Source organism: Algoriphagus confluentis (assembly GCF_036245625.1).
Classification (GTDB): domain Bacteria; phylum Bacteroidota; class Bacteroidia; order Cytophagales; family Cyclobacteriaceae; genus Algoriphagus; species Algoriphagus confluentis.
On the sequence record NZ_BTPD01000001.1, the window covers coordinates 1 to 18,109 of the forward strand.

Sequence of the window (18,109 nt, forward strand, 5' to 3'; positions counted from 1 at the left end):
CTCCCGTCCTCGCTACAAGGGCTTTCGGAAACGAAAGCCTTTTTTATTTTTAATTATGGATGATTTCGTGGTTTATATCCTTTTTTCCCCCTCAACTGGTAAGACCTACACGGGAATGACCTCTGATCTGATTACCCGGTTCCATTTTCATAATCAAAAATCAACCAAAGGCTTCACGATCAAGTATCGTCCTTGGATCGTTGTCCATGTTGAATTCTTTCAATCCAAAAAGCAAGCTCTCGAAAGGGAACTGGAACTAAAGTCTGGAAAAGGCCGAGATTGGGTCAGGAATTTTATTTTGCCAAAATACTCCAGGATATCAGAATCATAGGCTGATTCCAAAATTCCAATAGAGCATATGAAATAGTAGCTCTGTTAGTTAGAGCGCAGGATTCATATCCGCTACGCCCTTGCGCACAGGCGCGGCGGACACGGGCCTGCCTGATCCAGACAGGTTCAACTCCTCCCGAATCTTCTCGGGATTACAAGGGCTTTCGGAAACGGAAATTTTTTAGGAATGGAGCTCTTCCAGACCTTCATAATTCTCCTAAAAAGAGAAACCTCTATCCATTGATTGAGGTTAAGTTTGTTCGTCCTTTACAAAAAACCCTACACTAGTGAGGCAACGTTTGTTCCATCAACTTCAATTTCACTATGAAAAAGATACACTATATCCTATCAGGAATTATTGCATTTTTCTTAATTCTACTTACCCTTCTCCCCTTTCTGTTTAAGGACAAAATTATTGCAAGACTGGACAGGGAAATTGCTAAGACCGTAAATGCCCAAGTCAACTATGATTTAGAGAAAATAAAAATTAGCCTCTGGAGAAAATTCCCAAATCTATCCGTGACAGTATCGGACTTCAGCATTATTGGCAATCCTCCTTTCCAACAGGATACATTATTAAACCTGGAAGAGCTAGGTATCAACTTTAATCTCATTTCGGTTCTATTTGACGAAAATCCTTCTCTGACAAGTTTGGAATTGAATGGAGGGAGTTTTTACATCAAAGTTTTGGAAGATGGAATAGCCAACTATGACATTTTTTATTCGGAGGAGGAACAGGCTGAAAAAGATGACGAGAACCAAGTAAAAGTTGCTGTAAATTCCATCTCCGTTCAGGGAGTGAACTTTGTCTATGATGATCGCTCCACAAACTACTTTATGGGCCTGACTGATGTTCAAGCCAAGGGAAGTGGGGACTTTACCTCAGAGACCTTCTCCCTCCCTATAACTATGGCAGCAGAAGTTAGGGATATCCGGTATTCAGGAATTAGCTATCTATCCCAAAAGCATTTTGAAGGAATAACCACCTTGGAAGTAGATTTATCGCAAATGGAATTCTATATCTCTGAAGGAAATTTCATCTTGAATGATTTTGGATTTAATCTTTCTGGACTGATTGCCATGCCAAAGGAAGATATTGACTTGGATTTGACATTCAGCAGTCCTGGACATGATTTCAAAAGCATTCTTTCTTTGGTTCCCGGAATGTACACTGAGTCATTTTCAGATCTTCAGACTTCAGGAACAATGGATTTTCAGGGGTTTGTGAAAGGGGTATACAATGAAACTACTTACCCCGCTTTCGAATTGGGATTAAAAATTGAAAATGGCATGTTCCAATACCCTGAATTACCAAAACCGGTCAGGAATGTCAACTTAGATATGCTGATCAAAAACGAATCATCAGTCTTGGAAAACACCTCTGTTTCCATCCCAAATTTCAATCTGGATTTTGGGTCCAATCCTGTTTCTGGCAAGTTTCTCTTGGCTGATTTGATCCATTTCCCGATAGATGCCAACCTTAAGGGAGTTCTCAATTTGGATGAATTGACTTCTATTTTTCCAATAAAGGGAATGGATCTGAAAGGAATAGTGGATATCAGCGCTTCCGCCAAAGGGAAATACGATTCGGTCAAAAAAGAAATTCCCCTTATGGATATTCAATTGGCCCTCAGCGACGGATATGCAAAAAATCAGGAGTACCCTTCAGCCCTCGAAAATTTATTCGCACGGGCCCGAATAAAAAATGAAAAGGCTTCGATGCAGGATTTTGATGTGGATATTCCTCAATTTGGTTTTGACTTGGAAGGAGAATCTATTCAGGGAAAACTGAACCTGAGGGATCTGGATCAACTGATTTGGAAGGGAGAGATTACAGGTGGCGTCGATCTCAAAAAGGTGCTGTCCGTATTTCCTGTAGAAGGACTGAATCTTGAAGGAAAAATAAAGGCCGATCTTGTCTCTCAGGGTTCTTATGCTGCAGTTGAAGCCAAAAATTACAATCAGCTATTCATTCAGGGAACTCTTGAGGTAGAGGACTTTTCATTGATTTCAGAGGACATTCCTCAGGGAGTAAAAATTTCCAAAGCCAAGGCCGCTTTTTCTCCGGCTACTCTCGTCTTGTCCGAATTTGACGCAGTCCTAAGCCAAAGTCCTCTCCAAGCCACAGGAAATCTCACGAACTACATGGATTATTTCCTCAATCAAAATGGGGTGCTGAAAGGAGATTTGAACCTGCAGAGTTCAAAGTTCGATATCAATGAATGGATGAGAGCGCCTTCTCCAAATTCCAACTCTACCAGTCTTGCTGTCTTCGAACTACCAAAAACCATTGACTTCACCATGTCAGTAGCGGCAGAAGAAGTTCTCTATGACAATTTGAGTCTAAAAGAAGTCAAGGGGAAATTGATTCTTAGAGAAGGTGTATTGATTTTTTCGGATGCCTCCATGAAAACTCTTGGTGGAACTCTAGTTATGAAGGGCAATTATGATCCCCGTGATATCCATGTTCCAAAGTTTTCTTTCGACCTTCAGGTTATTGAACTGAGCATTGCAGAAGCCTTCGCTAAATTCAATACCATAAAGGCCTTTGCCCCCATTTCAGAGAATTTAACCGGGAAATTTAATACAAGTCTTAAGCTTTCAGGAAATTTGGGGCAGGATATGATGCCCATATTATCCTCATTAAATGCAAACGGACTCCTTCAGGTCCTTCAGACTGCTCTGAAAGACAGCCAAATTCTTCATGGTATCACTTCACTGACGAGGCTGAAAGACACCAATACCCTTCAGTTCAATAATCTTTCTATCCCTATTTCCATTGAAAATGGAATCATGGATGTAAAGCCTTTCAATGTTCGACTTTGGGACTATCAAGCCCAAGTTCAGGGTGCTGCCGGTTTTGACGGTTCTATGAATTATTTGATACAAATGAACGTACCAGCAGGAAAATTCGGAACTCAAGCCACCGGTTTACTCGCCAGTCTGACGGGTAATGCCATAGATCAAAACACACCTATTCCATTGGCATTTAACCTAACGGGTAACTACAAAAACCCTAAAGTCAGCTTGGCGGGAGGAAACAGCATCGAGACCATCCTCGCTGATGCACTTAAATCCCGAGTACAGGGAGAGACCAAAGCTCTTCAAGATCAGGCCAAGGAACAATTTGCTGTCATCCAAGACAGCTTGAAACAAGAGCTTCAAACCAAGGCTACTATGGTACAGGACAGTTTGAAAAAAGAGGTTGAAAAGCAAACCAATTTGGTAAAGGAAAAGGCTTCTGAGGAAGCGAGGAAAATATTAAAAGGGTTTTTGCCTAAATCTCCTCCTACTACAAAACCTGATACGACGGTCAAAAAAGAAAATCTTAAGCTTTAGGACCTTGCGGATTCCTGTTTTAGAATTTTAAATCCGAACCATAAGGACCAAACGCATCATGTAAGTGAAGACCTAGGGAATAAAAAAAGCCTTCCTCAAAGGGAAGGCTTTCCGCAAAATAAGGATGTGCCGACCTTATTTTACTCTTTCAACTACAGCTTTGAATGCCTCAGGGTGATTCATAGCCAAATCAGCCAATACCTTACGGTTTAGCTCGATGTCAGCTTTTTTCAACATCCCCATGAATTGAGAATAGGAAATCCCGTGCTCTCTAGCACCGGCATTGATACGCTGGATCCACAAAGCTCTGAATTCTCTTTTCTTCGCTTTTCTGTCTCTATACGCGTACTGAAGACCTTTCTCGTACTTGTTTTTGGCTACTGTCCACACGTTTTTACCTCTTCCGAAGTATCCTCTGGTGGCCTTAAGCACTTTTTTTCTTCTTGCTCTTGACGCTACTGCGTTTACTGATCTAGGCATGATTTTTTGTTTTTTGACACTCGGTGTTCCATTAGACTGGAATCTTGTTTACCGAAGCATCTGGTGAATAAATAAACCTTAATTAACTTTTGAAACTAGTCGGAAATCAGATTTTCAACATGTCTCTTACTCTACCTTCGTCGGAAGTGTGAACCAAACCAGTCTTGGTCAATTCTCTCTTACGCTTGGTGGATTTTTTGGTGAGGATGTGGCTTTTGAAAGCGTGCTTCCTCTTGATTTTGCCGGTTCCTGTTAGGGAAAACCGCTTTTTTGCACCGGATTTAGTTTTTACTTTTGGCATTTTACTGTATTTAGTTGGTTGAAATTACTTTTTCTGTGCCTTAGGGGCAATGAAGATATTCATCCGCTTTCCCTCCAATCTTGGCATTTGCTCTACCGCACCATAGTCTTCCAAAGCCTGAGCGAATTTCAGCAAAAGCATCTCTCCTCTCTCTTTGAATACAATGGAACGTCCCACAAAGTGAACGTAAGCCTTCACCTTCGCTCCTTCTTTCAGGAAGTTGATCGCATGCTTCAGCTTGAAGTTGAAGTCGTGATCGTCCGTATTAGGACCAAAGCGGATTTCCTTTAAAACTACCTTAGCAGCATTGGCCTTGATCTCCTTTTGTTTTTTCTTCTGCTCGTACTTAAACTTCGCGTAATCGATGATTTTACATACGGGAGGCGAGGCGTTCGGAGAGATTTCCACGAGATCTAGCTCGTTTTCCTGGGCCAACCTTAATGCTTTTTCGATGGGTAATACTGCATTTCCTCCATCTACAAAATCACCTACAAGGCGCACTTCCCGTACGCGTATTTTTTCGTTGACCCGGTATGGTTCTTCTCTTCTTCCTCTGGGCTGTTGTGGTCTTTGACTCAAGTTTGCTAAGTGGTTTATTTTAAATTGCCTGCAAATATCGGAATTATTTCCAATTCAAAAAACTGAATGAAAGAATACGTCATCAGTCTTTGCTTAGAGATTGAGAAATAATTCCTTGAAAATAATGAATAAACTCATCGATTGTTTGGCTTCCCAAGTCACCCTGTCCATGTTTTCTGACAGAAACTTTGCCTTCCTCCTGTTCCTTTTCTCCTACGATGAGCATGAAAGGTACCTTTCTTACCTCGGAATCCCTGATTTTTCGGCCGATTTTTTCATCTCTATTATCAATGGATCCAGTAATTCCAGCATCTTCCAACAATCCTTTCAATTCCTCTGCATACGAAACATATTTTTCAGAAATCGGAAGAATATTGATCTGCTCAGGGGCTAGCCAAAGCGGGAATTCACCTGCGCAATGCTCGATCAACACCGCCACAAATCGCTCCAAGGAACCGAAAGGAGCTCTGTGAATCATGACCGGACGATGCTTCTGATTGTCAGAACCGATATATTCCAATTGGAATCGGTCGGGAAGCTGATAATCCACTTGGATGGTTCCCAGCTGCCACTTTCTTCCCAAGGCATCCTTTACCATAAAGTCCAGCTTAGGACCATAGAAAGCTGCTTCACCTAGTTCGGTTACGGTATCCAAACCCTTCTCTGCTGCAGCTTCAATGATTGCCGCCTCTGCCTTTTCCCAAGCCTCATCAGTACCAATGTATTTTTCCCGCTTTTCGGGATCACGAAGTGAAATCTGTGCGGTATAATCCTGAAATCCGAGTGCTTTGAACACGTAGAGAACCAAATCAATCACTTTGATAAACTCCTCCTTCACCTGGTCTGGACGACAGAAAATATGCGCATCATCCTGGGTAAATCCTCGGACACGAGTCAATCCATGCAATTCTCCACTTTGCTCGTAGCGATAAACAGTACCAAACTCAGCATACCGGATCGGCAGATCCTTATAAGATCTAGGCTTGTGCTTGTATATCTCACAGTGATGAGGGCAGTTCATCGGCTTCAGCAAAAAGGCCTCTCCCTCATTGGGGGTAGTTATGGGTTGGAAAGAATCTTTCCCATACTTCTCATAGTGACCGGATGTTTCATAAAGCACTTTATGACCGATATGGGGAGTAGTTACCTGCTGATAGCCGGACTTATCTTGTGCTTTTTTCATAAAAGCCACCAAACGCTCTCTCAGCAAAGTGCCTTTGGGTAGCCAAAGAGGAAGACCCATTCCTACTTTCTCTGAGAAGGTGAAAAGCTCCAATTCGCGGCCGATCTTTCGGTGATCGCGCTTCTTGGCTTCTTCCAATAAGGTCAGATAATCCTTCAGCTCTTGCGCTTTAGGGAAGGTGACTCCATAGATTCGGGTGAGCATTTTGCGCTTCTCGTCCCCTCTCCAATAGGCTCCTGCGATATTGGTCAGCTTCACTGCCTTGACAAAACCGGTATTGGGAATATGCGGTCCACGGCAAAGGTCGGTAAAATTACCCTGCTCGTAGAAAGTAATCGTACCGTCTTCCAGCCCTTCCAAAAGGTCTAATTTGTATTCGTCCCCTTTCTTTTGAAAGTAGGCGACGGCATCTTTTTTGGATATTTCCTTACGGATAAATTCACTTTTTTGCTTGGCCAGCTCGATCATTTTGGACTCGATCTTTTCGAGCTCCTCTCCTTCCAGTTTGTGGTCACCAAAGTCCACATCGTAGTAGAATCCAGTCTCAATGGGAGGTCCGATACCGAATTTGATCCCAGGGTAAAGAGCTTCGAGGGCTTCAGCCATCAGGTGAGCAGAGGAATGCCAAAAGGTGTTTTTTCCTTCCCCATCATTCCAAGTGAGCAATTGAAGGCTTGAATCCTGTTCAATAGCTCGGGTAGCATCCCAAACCTGACTGTTGACTTTTGCGGCAAGAACGTTCCGGGCCAAACCCTCGCTGATACTGGCAGCAATCTGTAGTCCGGTGGCTCCTTTTTCATACTCCCTCACCGAGCCATCGGGAAGGGTGATTTTAATTTGCTGTGACATGTGTTTTTGTTTTTCTGCCCATACAAACAGGCAGGTGAATCAGGGTGCAAATATGCATAACCAAGCTGCAAAGGAAAAATTTAGGGGAGATGATTCTTAAATCTTTGATCACAAAATAATCTGAGCACTGACTTTTACGTGGAAAGGCTTTGCTCCCGGATTATCCAAATAGGTCATCCGATGAAAGAAATCCACCCGGAAAAACTTGAAAATATTCTCTATTCCATACCCTAGCTCCACATAAGGCACACCAAAATCCAATCTTCCAAAGGTTTCAATCGGATTGCCATCCGGGTCAAAGGTTGGTGCATTTTGGATATTTTCGTCACGTACTGAACCAAACAATACATTGGCATTAGCCACAGCCCTCCATTTCAGCTTTTTCATCAAGGGAATCCGGTTGAGCAAGAATCCCTCAAAGAAGTGTCTATACCTCAGACTTAGGTATCGATCAGAGGCAAATTCATTGAAATTCATGGTATTGAAGGCCGCCGTGGTATAGAACAAGGTCTCATTGCCCAGATGGTTTTTCAAAATCGGATAAGGTACCTCTCCAAATACCTGACCAGCATCCACTTCATATCGAGAGACTCCAAAGAGCCCCATATTCACCCGCTGATAGAGGTAAAAGCTCAGTTTGGTGTAGCGGATATCTCCAATCAAAAAATTGATTCCCCGGGTATAGTTCACCTCAAAAATCGGCCATCGGGAAGGACCAAATGATGCTCTTTCGTTGTCATTGATGATGATGATCTCATCCCTTCCGTAGCGGAGCCCGGCACGGATTTCCGTGGTCTGAAACTCAGATCTGTATTCTCGAGTATCTTTTTCAAGATAGTAAAAGTCATACAGCGGATCAAAATCAAACAGATTCAGCCCAGCTGTGAACAAGAAACCCTTGAAAAACTCCCGCTGAAAAGTCAGCTTCTGGGTCGTGGCAATGAATGGCCTTCTCAAAGTCCCAAATCGGCTGGCTGCCAAAAAAATACTGTTCCCCTGTAGATTTTCCATTTCCAAACCCACCTGGTCGATTTCTTTCGAAGCACTCAGTCTCAAGGTAGTCCATCGGGCCCGATCCAAAATTCGGGTAACTGATGCGGAATACTTGAGCCGATCATCCATGAAACCATAGGCCAAATAGCCCTGGAAAGCCCATTTATTGGAAAACTTGTAATTGGTTCGAAAACCCATCCCCAACCGGATGCCTTCGACATTGTTGTAATTACCAAACTCCGTCCAAGGTCCCAAGTCAATTTTCCCCACAGGCAGAAAACCGGTAGCGAAAAACTTAAGACCTTCCGAATAAAAGCGGATAATGGGAATCGTCTTCAGCGTATCCACCATTTGGAGCACGGCCATCTCCTCGCTGCTGAGCGGATCTTTTCGATTTTTACTCCAAAAGTCCGGTGTACCTGTCCCGAAATCCGGGAGGAGCTCCACCGCTTGATTGAAAAACCGGGTAGGTTGAGGGTCATTCAGCCTGACACTGTCAGTAGCGGTGTAAAATTTAGCCAATAATCCTGCCGTTTTCGGAGTCACCTGCCCTATTTTGATCTGAACCCTAGTTTTGGAAGGAATCAAGGGTCCTGCTGCCGTAGGTTCCAGTTCCTGCTGGATTTTGATCCGTTCAATAAAGTTGAGATTGGCTGACTTGGGTATGGTCAAATCTACCTGCTTGAGGGCATAGGTTTTGGAATTGATCCAGATGGTCCCTGAAAAGGCCAAATCCTGCTCTCTTCTAGGATACACCTGAAGCTTGTAGCAGGAATCCTGCCCCACTAAGACCGAATCCAGCAGGTCGTAATCATAAAATGTCCTCCAGCCATCGGCTATCGGAGAGATGAATTCCTTTTCGAGAATATTTAGCCAGTTTTTGTAAAAGTTGTATTCCTGAAAAGCCGAACCGGTAATCTGAGAGGTAGTAGATCCATCCGTAATCCCTACCCCAGTCACCTTGGTTTTTTCGATGACTTCTTTTCTGAGTTCGGGATTGTTTCTGTAGTAAAACCGGGAAACCGTCTCCGAGAAGAAAACGGGGAGAATCTTTTCTCCTTCGTCATTAGTCAATTGCTGGATGCTATCGAGTACTGAAGTGACTTTTTGAACCGATTTTCGCTGCCTAAATTCCTCCGAAAGATGATCAATATCGATCTCTATTTTGGTGTAATTCTTTGTTTCGTAGGCTTCTAGGCTTCTTTTGTCAAAGTCCTTTCTCCGCTCAGAAGCCCTTCTGATGATTTCGAAAGCCGGGTTTTCTCCTGCTTCGAAAACAAAAGCTTCCAATTCAAAAGAGGAAGGTCTCAGCTGAAAATTGATTTTTTGGTCTGCCAAGTCCTGCAACGGCTTACTTTGGGCGATATAGCCCAAATAGCTCACTTTGATGGAGTCGGAAAGGGTGCGCGTTTGGATCAGGAAATTTCCTTCAAAATCAGTAGTGATCCCAACAGTAGTGCCCACCAAAATCAAATTGGCAAAGGCAATCGGATCGCCCGTCTCGGCATCAGTCACTTTGCCCGATATGGAGTACTGGGCAAAAGAGGGATGAAAAATGGCTAGAAAAAGACAGGAAAGTACTACCCGTAGGATCAAGGTTTGGAACACGACAATGAAAACTTCCGCAAATTAAGTGACTATGAAACGGCTTTGGGCTATGGAGAAGTATAAATTTTGGATAAAACTCTCTCCGATTTCAAACCTCCTCCCCTGCGATTTGGTTCTTCCGCTCTTATATTTGGCAAAATTTGAAGTGCGAATGGTATACGATGTAGCAATTATCGGAGGTGGAATCGTGGGTTTGGCCACAGGATTGAAGGTGCTCAAAGCCCGTCCTGACTTGAAAATAGCGGTTTTGGAAAAAGAAGATCAACTAGCTAAGCACCAAACAGGAAACAATTCCGGGGTGATTCATTCCGGATTGTATTACAAACCCGGTTCTCTTAAAGCCACCAATTGCATCAATGGCTACCATGAACTCGTGCAATTCTGCCAAGAGGAGAAAATTCCCTTTGAGATCACAGGAAAAGTCGTAGTCGCTACCCGAGAAGAGCAAAAACCGCTATTGGACAATCTCCTCACCCGGGGACTTCAAAATGGCTTGACCGGCACCCGGAAAATCACCTTGGACGAGCTTAAAGACTACGAACCGCACTGCACCGGAGTCGCGGCCATTCACGTTCCCCAGACAGGAATCGTGGATTATTACCAGGTGGCCCTGGCCTTTGGAAGAAAGATTCTCCAGTTGGGAGGTGAAATTTTCTTAGATCATAAAGCCTTGAAAATAAATCAGAAAGAAGGAATCAACTACATAGAAACTTCAAAAAAAACCATTGAATCCAAATTGGTCGTCAACTGCGCAGGACTCTATTCGGACAAGGTGGCACTGATGAATGACTCAGCAATTCGGGACGTGAAAATCATTCCCTTTCGGGGAGAATATTACAAGTTGAAGAAGGAAAAAGAATACCTCGTCAAAAATCTAATTTATCCGGTTCCAGATCCTAATTTTCCTTTCTTGGGGGTGCATTTTACCCGAATGAAAAAAGGAGGCGTGGAAGCTGGGCCCAATGCGGTTTTGGCTTTTCGTAGAGAAGGATACAAAAAGTCTCAAATCCATCTGGGGGAACTGGCAGAGACCTTGGCTTGGCCGGGCTTCCAAAAAGTGGCAGGGAAATACTGGAAAACAGGTTTTGGGGAGCTTTATAGATCTTTTTCCAAAGCAGCCTTTACCAAAGCTCTACAAGAGTTGATTCCGGAGATTCAGGATTCCGACCTGGTCGATGGCGGTGCAGGTGTGAGAGCTCAGGCCTGTGACCGGACTGGTGGTCTTTTGGATGACTTCGCCATCCGGGAATCTGTCCATGCAATCAATGTCCTCAATGCCCCAAGTCCAGCAGCTACCAGCTCTTTGTCAATCGGAGGTACAGTTGCCGAAATGGTCTTTAAGCGGTTTTAAATCGATTAACCTGAGGTTTTCAAAAACTGAAGTAGTCTTCTTTCCACCCAGTTGAACTCCTCATTTTTCAGCGTAAACCCTGTGTGTCCACCCCTTTTGGGCATTTCAAGCAGGATTTCTGGTTTGGCTTTCGCCAAATCCACAGGGTAGCAGGCCTCTCCCAGCAGCGGATCATTGAGTGCATTGACAATTAGCGTAGGAATGGCAATATGCCCCATCCAATTGTCTGCGCTTACACTTTGATAAAAGTCTGCTGCATCTGCAAAGCCGTGGATTTTTGCAGTAAAATGCGTGTCGAAAGCATCAAAATCGGCCACTCTCTCCAACAAGTCCAAATCAAATAATTCGGGAAACTGAATCGCTTTCTGCCGGATTTTTTCTTTGAGCTTAGTCAAAAAGCGCTTTTTGTAGAAAATATTGGATTTCCATTTCAAAGTAGCCGCACTGGAAGGAAGATTGCAAGGGGTGGAATAGACCGCTGCTTTTTGGATCTCTTGGGGCAAATCCTGTCCTTTTTCTCCCAAATACTTCAAGGTCTGCGCTCCTCCCATGCTAATTCCTGCCAAAAAAATGGATGAATAGTCATGACTTTTCAAAACATGATTGACCACAGTATCCAAATCATAGCTTGCCCCATGATGGTACAAGATGGGCTTGAGGTTCATCTCACCCCCACAGGTCCGATTGTTCCAAGCCAATACATCCATCCCATCCAAGTTAAACAGCTTCGCCAGACCCATAGCGTAATGTCTTTTGGAATCCCCTTCCAGACCATGGGAAATGATCAGCAAAGAATGGCTTCCCACTCTTGACCAATCCAAATTCAAAAAATCTCCATCGGGAGTATCGATTTTCTCCCTGGAATAATGCACTCCCTCTATTTTTCTCAACAAACTGGGAACAATGGTTTCCAAATGACCATTGAAAAGAAATCTAGGAGGACGACCATAAGTAGAGGGTAGGATCGGCATGATTCAAAAAGCATTGGAGCAAGGACGATGCAATAAAAAGAAATTCTGACTTTCTCAGGATGAACCTGCGGAAAAACCCTATATGAAAAACCAGATTTTATCTCTTTTCCCTAGCTTACCAGTTTAGTAACCTCTTCAATCGCAGAATTTACCTTGACCTCAAAGTCCCGGAAATGCGTATTGAATTTGGAAGAAAAACCTTCCCTTTCGAGAATTTCTTTTCCCTGTTGCAAAGCATCCGAGAGCAAAAACATGTCAAACATAGCTAAGGTCGGCTTCAGTTTGTGCCTGACTTGCTGAATAATCACTTGATCTTTTTTGATTAATCCTTCGGCGTACTTGGACTTGAGTTCGACCAGGCCATCCAAGATAGCTTTGGTCAACTCTTCTCGAAAATCCTTGTCCCCTTCTGCCATTTCCTCAATTCTTTGAGATAATTCAGGGTAAAATTGAATCATAGTTAGGTTATTAAAGACTTACCTGCCAAGAATCCTGTAGACCAAGCTGCCTGAAAATTGAAGCCGCCGGTAATACCATCTAGGTTGAGAATTTCTCCGGCAAAGTACAGATTAGGGTGATAAATACTTTCCATCGATTCTGGATTGACTTCTTTGAGAGGAATACCGCCTGCCGTGACGAATTCTTCCTTAAAGGTAGTCTTGCCATTAATGTCCAAAAGATAGCAAAAAAGGGATTGAACTAGCTTGTTGTTTATTTTTTTCGGAAAATTTTCAAATAGTTGGTCTTCGGAAATCCCGGCCTGAAAACACAAATGCTCCCACAGCCGGGAAGGTAAGCCAAAAAGAGGATTGGAAATCACCTTTCTTTTCGGATGCGCCAAGGCATAGGAATGGATCTGTTGCTGATAGTTTTGCTCCCGCATTTCCCCTAACCAATTGATAATCGCCCTACCCCGATAGTGATGTTCATGAAGCCATTCTGCACCAAAAGCGGAGAGCTTCAAAACGGCAGGACCACTGATACCCCAATGGGTAATTAAGACAGGACCTCGGTAGTTGAGCTTGGTTCCCTCGATCTTGACCTCTGCATCTCCCACCGAAACTCCCATCAAATCCCGAATAGGCTCCCCGGGAGTATTGAAAGTAAATAAGGAAGGAATCGGGTTTACGATCGTGTGATTCAATGACTTCAGAAAAGCATAGCCTTCCCTTTTGGGGAAACCTCCGGTAGCAACCACCACTCGATCGGCACGAAAAACCTTTTTCTCAGTAATCAGCTCGAAGTAGCCCTTGGCAAGGTTGATTTCCTTTATTCCAGTGGAAGTTAGGATTTGGACTTTGTTTTTTTGGGCCTCCCGCAACAAAGTGTCTATGATGGATTGAGAAGAATTGGTCACAGGAAACACCCTACCATCTTCCTCAACCTTCAATTTTACCCCTCTGGATTCGAACCATTGAAAGGTATCCGGTATGGAAAAGTGCCGGAATACCCGCTTTAGGAATTTCTCTCCTCGGGGATAGTTTTTGACCAACTTTGAAATTTCCATCGGCCGGTGCGTGACATTGCATCGACCACCACCGGAGATTTTGACTTTGGAAAGAAGTTTGGGTGATTTCTCAAAAATGACAACCTCTACCCCAGGTCCACTGGCATGAATCGCGGCAAAGAAACCAGCAGCACCACCTCCAATTATGGCAACTTTCAATGATTTATCCAGTTTATTATCAATAACTTAGGCCTATCTTCTTTTACTGCTGCTAAAAGATCCAAGAATTCCCCTGGCTAATTCTCTAAACAAGGTTCTTCCCATCTGTCTTACCATGGTATTCTTGCTCAATTCTTCCAGAAGCGACTCGTCTTTGGGTGTTCGGGTAGTTGTCCTTGGTGCTGGTCCGGGCAATTCTGCTTTTTCCTGAGTTTCCTGAATTTTATTCATTTTCCTCTCCAAAATCTCAAAAGCAGAGTCATGGTCCAGATCCTGATTGTATTTAGGAACCAAAGAACTTGCCCTTACTACTTGATCGATCTCTTCATTCGAGAGGATGTCCATTCGTGTAATAGGCGCCCGCACCAAAGTATGGGCCAAAGGGGTAGGAATCCCTTTTTCATTAAGAGCTGTGACCAAAGCCTCTCCGATTCCCATGGAAGTCAAAACTTCAGAAGTGGTATAGAATGGAGAATCAGGATAGTTTTCAGCGGTTTTGGTGATGGCCTTTCGGTCTTTGGCAGTAAATGCTCTGAGGGCATGCTGTACCTTGAGACCCAATTGGCCTAAGACAGAGTCTGGAACATCCGTTGGAGTTTGGGTGCAGAAATATACGCCGACACCTTTTGACCGGATCAGCTTGACTATGGCTTCAATCTTTTCCAAAAGATCCTTGGACGCATTGGAGAAGACCAAATGAGCCTCATCGATAAAAAGACAAAGTTTGGGCTGATTGGCGTCTCCCTGCTCAGGAAAAGTCTCATAAATTTCAGATAACAAGCTGAGCATAAAGGTTGAAAACAGCTTGGGTTTGTTTTGAATGTCAGTTAAGCGAATAATGGAAATGACTCCTTTGCCATCTTGGGTCCGTACGAAATCATCCACATCAAATGAAAGTTCCCCAAAGAACCGATCAGCACCTTGCTGCTCAAGCTCGATGATTTTTCTCATAATAGTATTTACCGAAGCTGAGGACACGGCACCAAATTCTTTTTCTATTTCGACTTTCCCTTCCTTGATGACGTATTGAAGAACCCGCTTGAAATCCTTTAAATCCAACAACGGGAGGTGGTGCAGATCGCAATATCTGAAAATCAAGGCTACCACCCCTCTTTGAGTATCATTTAGCTCCAATATCTGAGAAATCAATACCGGACCAAACTCGGATACTGTAGCACGTAGTCTCACCCCTTTTTCATCGGATAGGGTCATCAATTCGACCGGCAAGCCTTGGGGTTCATAATCCACACCGATGATTTCTGATCTTTTCCTGATAAAATCCGAAACCTCCCCTGACCTGGCCAATCCGGAAAGGTCTCCCTTCAAGTCCATCAAAACCGAGGGAACACCTTTAAGAGAAAGCTGTTCTGCAATGACCTGCAGCGTTTTGGTCTTCCCAGTCCCGGTAGCACCGGCAATCAAACCGTGCCGGTTCAGGGTTTTGAGCGGCACTTTTATTTGAGCTCCGGATATCGGACTACCATCCAAAATCCCTGTGCCTAAAACGATAAAATCATTTTTATAAATCTGACCCTCAGCCAAATGCTGAATAAACTGTTCTTTGCTTGCCATATTTTTTATCTCTTTGGAATTTCAAACTACAAAAAAACCCTGAGTCTCCTCAAGGTTTTTCTTCTGTGATCATGAGCATTTTCGATCAGTAGGTCACCACAGGAGGGAGATCTTTCGCCTGCTGAATGAAATCCGATACTTTATCGAGAGAAGGCACTACTTTGGTCAGCCCTTTTTCTTCCTGGGTTTTAGTCAATGCTGCATGAAGATTTTCAGCATTTCGGTTTCTAAGTTCCTTTACAGTGTCTACTCCAGTAGCCTTGAGCAATTCAGCAAACTGGCCTGCCACACCTTTAATTCGAAAAAGATCAGCCATATTGACCCAATCCAAAATTTTGCCTTCATCGATTCCAGAGGCCTCAGCAAGGGCTTTTCGGCCGGATTTTGTGGCACCCTTTTCCAAAAGTCCCTCCACGGTTTTCACTCCGGCATTGGCAAGTTTTCCCTGAAACACTTCCCCAATACCCTGAATAGTTGTAATTGTATTTGCCATTTTTTTTGAGTTTTGTTCTAAATCCAAAGCAATCCTCATTCTTTGATTAGATTGAGTTGGATAAAATTATCCAGTTATCCGGTTTTTCAAAATAGAATGAAAAAAATCCTGAGAGAATTGAAAAATTTTAACTTGGGCATCTGATTTCTTGTTACGTATTTGCGAAGAATATAAATCTCTTTCCCTTGCATAAACTAGTACTATCTCTGATTTTTATTGTAGCCGTTCAAAGCCTTTCGTTAGCCCAAGGCGTACCCAATTTGGGTCAGACAGACCGATGGATGAAAGGGGCATTGGCTGCTTTGGAAAGAAAGGACTACCAAACAGCCAATTCCATTTTTCGAAATTTGATTGATTCTGGACTTCCGCTTCCCGAAGAGATGCCCTATTACTTTTCGGAAACGCTGTACCACTTGGGACAATACGACAACAGCCAGAATTTTTTGAATAAATACCTAGAAATTACCGGATTCAACGGGCAAAATTACAAAGGTGCAGTGGAGCTTAAGGAAAAATTGGCGGGTCCCATTGCTGAAATCCGGGCTTGCTCATTTTGCGATTCCAAGGGCTATCGATTTGGCACTTGTTTTACCTGCGAGGGGAAAAAGCAAATAGAGCAAAATTGCTCCTATTGCAAATCAAAGGGAGTAGTCGGCTGTAGCAGATGTGCAGCCACAGGGATGATCAAAAAGACAAATGTCTTTAATATTACCGAGTTTTATGAATGTGAGCGATGCTCCGGAAAGGGCCGGCTGACTTGCCCTACCTGTCAGGGTTCAGGCAAGGAAGTAAGCGATTGTAAAACTTGTCAAGGAAGCGGGAAACTCACCTCTGACCATCTCTGTGATCATCAGGAGCACACTCACGATGCCAAACCAGGCAAATAATCTTCTTTGATGGAGAGAAGCCTATCCTTTTTTGAATTCCAGTCAGATTTTTGGGGATTATTTGCAGTATTTGGTCAGGGACTCTTTGGCACCGGGATAGTCCAAGACTGAAGCAAGCTTTAGATCCTCACAGCCTTGTTTATTTCTGTTCAGAGCTATTTTCAGCAATCCTCTGTTGAAATAAGCCTGTCCAAAATCCTTGTCCAATTGGATCGCATTACCATAGGCTTTAAGTGCATCTTCAGGCATACCCAATTGGTGCAAAGCTCTGCCTTTCAAAAAAGAAGCCATAGCCGGAGCTCCGGGAATTTCTTCGGCCTTGGTTGCGTATAAGAGTGCTGAGGCATAATTGTTCTGCTGTAGCTGTACTGTGGACAAACTCAATAATACCTGAAAATTGCTGGGCTCTATATTCAGTGCCGTTTCAAAATCCTTTTGGGCCTTTTCGAAATCACCCATTTCCTGATAGGCACGTCCTCTGTTGTACAGGATTTTTACATCGGAAGGCTTGTTTTTCAGGTTTTCGGTGTAGGTTTGAGCGGCCAATTCGTATTGCCCTTTTTCAAAATACCGATCAGCAGGGTTAGCCTTCTGCTCGGAGCAGGAAAACAAAGTCCCGGCGAGCACCGGGACCAAAATCATTTTTACTCGTAATCTCATAATCGTTGGTTTAGACTGCTACATTATTCTCTCGCAACGCATCATTGAGTGAAGTCTTTAAATCTGTTGAGGCTTTTCTTTGACCAATGATCAAAGCACAAGGCACTTGATAGGTACCTGAAGGGAAATTTTTGGAGATAGATCCTGGAATGACTACCGAACGAGGCGGCACAAAACCTTTGTATTCTACTGGCTCAGAACCGGTCACATCAATGATCTTTGAGCTTGCGGTCAAGGTCACCCCTGCCCCGATTACTGCTTCTTTTCCGATTCTCACCCCTTCTACTATAATGGCTCTGGAACCGATAAAAGCTCCGTCTTCAACTATGACAGGTGCTGCCTGCACCGGCTCCAAAACACCTCCAATCCCAACTCCACCACTCAAATGAACGTTTTTGCCGATTTGTGCACATGAACCGACGGTAGCCCAAGTATCAACCATCGTGCCACTGTCCACAAAAGCGCCGATATTAACATAACTTGGCATCATGATCACCCCTGAAGCGAGGTAGGCTCCATACCGGGCCACTGCATGAGGTACCACCCTCACTCCTTGCTTGGCATAGTTGGATTTGAGGGCCATTTTATCATGAAACTCAAAGGGACCTACTTCAATGGTCTGCATTTTTTGAATCGGAAAATAAAGGATGACGGCCTTTTTTACCCAATCATTTACTTGCCAACTGCCATCTTCAAAAGGTTCGGCTACCCGGATTTTCCCGGCATCCAAATCAGAAATAATTGTTTTTATGGCAATTTCTGTGTTTTTCTCATTCAGCAATTCCCGGTTTTCCCAGGCATTTTCTACAATAGTTCGAAGTTCCATTTTTTTACTTTATTTAGTTCT

The 18,109-nt window shown here is 43.6% G+C and carries 16 protein-coding genes; 4 read left to right on the forward strand and 12 right to left on the reverse strand.

Annotated elements, in window-relative coordinates; all coding sequences use genetic code 11:
• Nucleotides 1–55 precede the first annotated feature (55 nt).
• Both AAA943_RS00005 and AAA943_RS00010 read left to right on the forward strand, forming a co-directional pair.
• A complete protein-coding gene (locus tag AAA943_RS00005; protein WP_338222684.1) occupies nucleotides 56–331 on the forward strand; it encodes a GIY-YIG nuclease family protein in 276 nt (91 codons plus the stop codon).
• 323 nt (nucleotides 332–654) lie between these two features.
• Nucleotides 655–3,669, forward strand: a complete 3,015-nt coding sequence (locus AAA943_RS00010; RefSeq protein ID WP_338222166.1) for an AsmA-like C-terminal region-containing protein — start codon at nucleotides 655–657, stop codon at nucleotides 3,667–3,669.
• A 135-nt stretch (nucleotides 3,670–3,804) separates the two neighbouring features.
• Here AAA943_RS00010 and rplT read toward each other — a convergent pair whose 3' ends face one another.
• From rplT to AAA943_RS00035, 5 genes are all read right to left on the reverse strand, one after another.
• Nucleotides 3,805–4,149, reverse strand: coding sequence for a 50S ribosomal protein L20 (rplT, locus tag AAA943_RS00015; protein WP_297337729.1), 345 nt, complete (start codon nucleotides 4,147–4,149; stop codon nucleotides 3,805–3,807).
• A 106-nt stretch (nucleotides 4,150–4,255) separates the two neighbouring features.
• On the reverse strand, nucleotides 4,256–4,450 hold the full coding sequence (gene rpmI / locus AAA943_RS00020) for a 50S ribosomal protein L35 (protein WP_338218622.1): 195 nt from the start codon (nucleotides 4,448–4,450) through the stop codon (nucleotides 4,256–4,258).
• A 24-nt stretch (nucleotides 4,451–4,474) separates the two neighbouring features.
• On the reverse strand, nucleotides 4,475–5,029 hold the full coding sequence (gene infC / locus AAA943_RS00025) for a translation initiation factor IF-3 (RefSeq protein WP_338222167.1): 555 nt from the start codon (nucleotides 5,027–5,029) through the stop codon (nucleotides 4,475–4,477).
• An 82-nt stretch (nucleotides 5,030–5,111) separates the two neighbouring features.
• Nucleotides 5,112–7,061: a threonine--tRNA ligase gene (thrS, locus tag AAA943_RS00030; protein WP_338222168.1), complete on the reverse strand. Its 1,950-nt coding sequence runs from the start codon at nucleotides 7,059–7,061 to the stop codon at nucleotides 5,112–5,114.
• Nucleotides 7,062–7,169: 108 nt separating this feature from the next.
• Complete coding sequence (locus tag AAA943_RS00035; RefSeq protein WP_338222169.1) at nucleotides 7,170–9,650, reverse strand: DUF5686 and carboxypeptidase-like regulatory domain-containing protein; 2,481 nt, start codon at nucleotides 9,648–9,650, stop codon at nucleotides 7,170–7,172.
• Between the two features lie 163 nt (nucleotides 9,651–9,813).
• Between AAA943_RS00035 and lhgO the strand changes: the two genes are divergently transcribed.
• A complete protein-coding gene (gene lhgO, locus AAA943_RS00040; protein ID WP_338222685.1) occupies nucleotides 9,814–11,013 on the forward strand; it encodes an L-2-hydroxyglutarate oxidase in 1,200 nt (399 codons plus the stop codon).
• A 5-nt stretch (nucleotides 11,014–11,018) separates the two neighbouring features.
• Here the strand turns inward: lhgO and AAA943_RS00045 are convergent, their stop codons facing one another.
• From AAA943_RS00045 to AAA943_RS00065, 5 genes are all read right to left on the reverse strand, one after another.
• The gene (locus tag AAA943_RS00045; protein WP_338222170.1) at nucleotides 11,019–11,984 is read right to left on the reverse strand and encodes a YheT family hydrolase; all 966 of its coding nucleotides are present in this window, start codon (nucleotides 11,982–11,984) and stop codon (nucleotides 11,019–11,021) included.
• A 110-nt stretch (nucleotides 11,985–12,094) separates the two neighbouring features.
• Entirely contained in the window at nucleotides 12,095–12,442 is a 348-nt protein-coding gene (locus AAA943_RS00050; protein ID WP_338222171.1) for a hypothetical protein, read from the reverse strand.
• A gap of 2 nt (nucleotides 12,443–12,444) precedes the next feature.
• Nucleotides 12,445–13,650, reverse strand: a complete 1,206-nt coding sequence (locus tag AAA943_RS00055) for a BaiN/RdsA family NAD(P)/FAD-dependent oxidoreductase (protein WP_338222172.1) — start codon at nucleotides 13,648–13,650, stop codon at nucleotides 12,445–12,447.
• A 33-nt stretch (nucleotides 13,651–13,683) separates the two neighbouring features.
• Nucleotides 13,684–15,222 (reverse strand): helicase HerA-like domain-containing protein, encoded by a 1,539-nt coding sequence (locus AAA943_RS00060; RefSeq protein ID WP_338222173.1) that lies wholly within the window; start codon nucleotides 15,220–15,222, stop codon nucleotides 13,684–13,686.
• An 85-nt stretch (nucleotides 15,223–15,307) separates the two neighbouring features.
• On the reverse strand, nucleotides 15,308–15,715 hold the full coding sequence (locus tag AAA943_RS00065; protein WP_338222174.1) for a DUF4332 domain-containing protein: 408 nt from the start codon (nucleotides 15,713–15,715) through the stop codon (nucleotides 15,308–15,310).
• 185 nt (nucleotides 15,716–15,900) lie between these two features.
• On the opposite strand from AAA943_RS00065, the gene AAA943_RS00070 reads away from it, so the two are divergent.
• Nucleotides 15,901–16,602: an outer membrane protein assembly factor BamD gene (locus AAA943_RS00070; RefSeq protein WP_338222175.1), complete on the forward strand. Its 702-nt coding sequence runs from the start codon at nucleotides 15,901–15,903 to the stop codon at nucleotides 16,600–16,602.
• Nucleotides 16,603–16,659: 57 nt separating this feature from the next.
• Here the strand turns inward: AAA943_RS00070 and AAA943_RS00075 are convergent, their stop codons facing one another.
• Both AAA943_RS00075 and AAA943_RS00080 read right to left on the reverse strand, forming a co-directional pair.
• Nucleotides 16,660–17,262 carry a tetratricopeptide repeat protein gene (locus tag AAA943_RS00075; RefSeq protein ID WP_338222176.1) on the reverse strand — a complete coding sequence of 201 codons (603 nt, stop codon included), beginning with the start codon at nucleotides 17,260–17,262 and terminating at the stop codon, nucleotides 16,660–16,662.
• Nucleotides 17,263–17,272: 10 nt separating this feature from the next.
• Complete coding sequence (locus AAA943_RS00080) at nucleotides 17,273–18,088, reverse strand: 2,3,4,5-tetrahydropyridine-2,6-dicarboxylate N-succinyltransferase (RefSeq protein WP_338222177.1); 816 nt, start codon at nucleotides 18,086–18,088, stop codon at nucleotides 17,273–17,275.
• Between the last annotated feature and the right edge of the window lie 21 nt (nucleotides 18,089–18,109).

What these genes read in the sequence shown, in the direction of transcription:
- AAA943_RS00075 (WP_338222176.1), bottom strand. Translation starts at nt 17,262, where the DNA reads ATGAGATTACGAGTAAAAATGATTTTGGTCCCGGTGCTCGCCGGGACT.
- rpmI (WP_338218622.1), bottom strand. Translation starts at nt 4,450, where the DNA reads ATGCCAAAAGTAAAAACTAAATCCGGTGCAAAAAAGCGGTTTTCCCTA.
- AAA943_RS00045 (WP_338222170.1), bottom strand. Translation starts at nt 11,984, where the DNA reads ATGCCGATCCTACCCTCTACTTATGGTCGTCCTCCTAGATTTCTTTTC.
- rplT (WP_297337729.1), bottom strand. Translation starts at nt 4,149, where the DNA reads ATGCCTAGATCAGTAAACGCAGTAGCGTCAAGAGCAAGAAGAAAAAAA.
- AAA943_RS00005 (WP_338222684.1), top strand. Translation starts at nt 56, where the DNA reads ATGGATGATTTCGTGGTTTATATCCTTTTTTCCCCCTCAACTGGTAAG.
- lhgO (WP_338222685.1), top strand. Translation starts at nt 9,814, where the DNA reads ATGGTATACGATGTAGCAATTATCGGAGGTGGAATCGTGGGTTTGGCC.
- thrS (WP_338222168.1), bottom strand. Translation starts at nt 7,061, where the DNA reads ATGTCACAGCAAATTAAAATCACCCTTCCCGATGGCTCGGTGAGGGAG.
- AAA943_RS00065 (WP_338222174.1), bottom strand. Translation starts at nt 15,715, where the DNA reads ATGGCAAATACAATTACAACTATTCAGGGTATTGGGGAAGTGTTTCAG.
- AAA943_RS00010 (WP_338222166.1), top strand. Translation starts at nt 655, where the DNA reads ATGAAAAAGATACACTATATCCTATCAGGAATTATTGCATTTTTCTTA.
- AAA943_RS00050 (WP_338222171.1), bottom strand. Translation starts at nt 12,442, where the DNA reads ATGATTCAATTTTACCCTGAATTATCTCAAAGAATTGAGGAAATGGCA.
- AAA943_RS00080 (WP_338222177.1), bottom strand. Translation starts at nt 18,088, where the DNA reads ATGGAACTTCGAACTATTGTAGAAAATGCCTGGGAAAACCGGGAATTG.
- AAA943_RS00060 (WP_338222173.1), bottom strand. Translation starts at nt 15,222, where the DNA reads ATGGCAAGCAAAGAACAGTTTATTCAGCATTTGGCTGAGGGTCAGATT.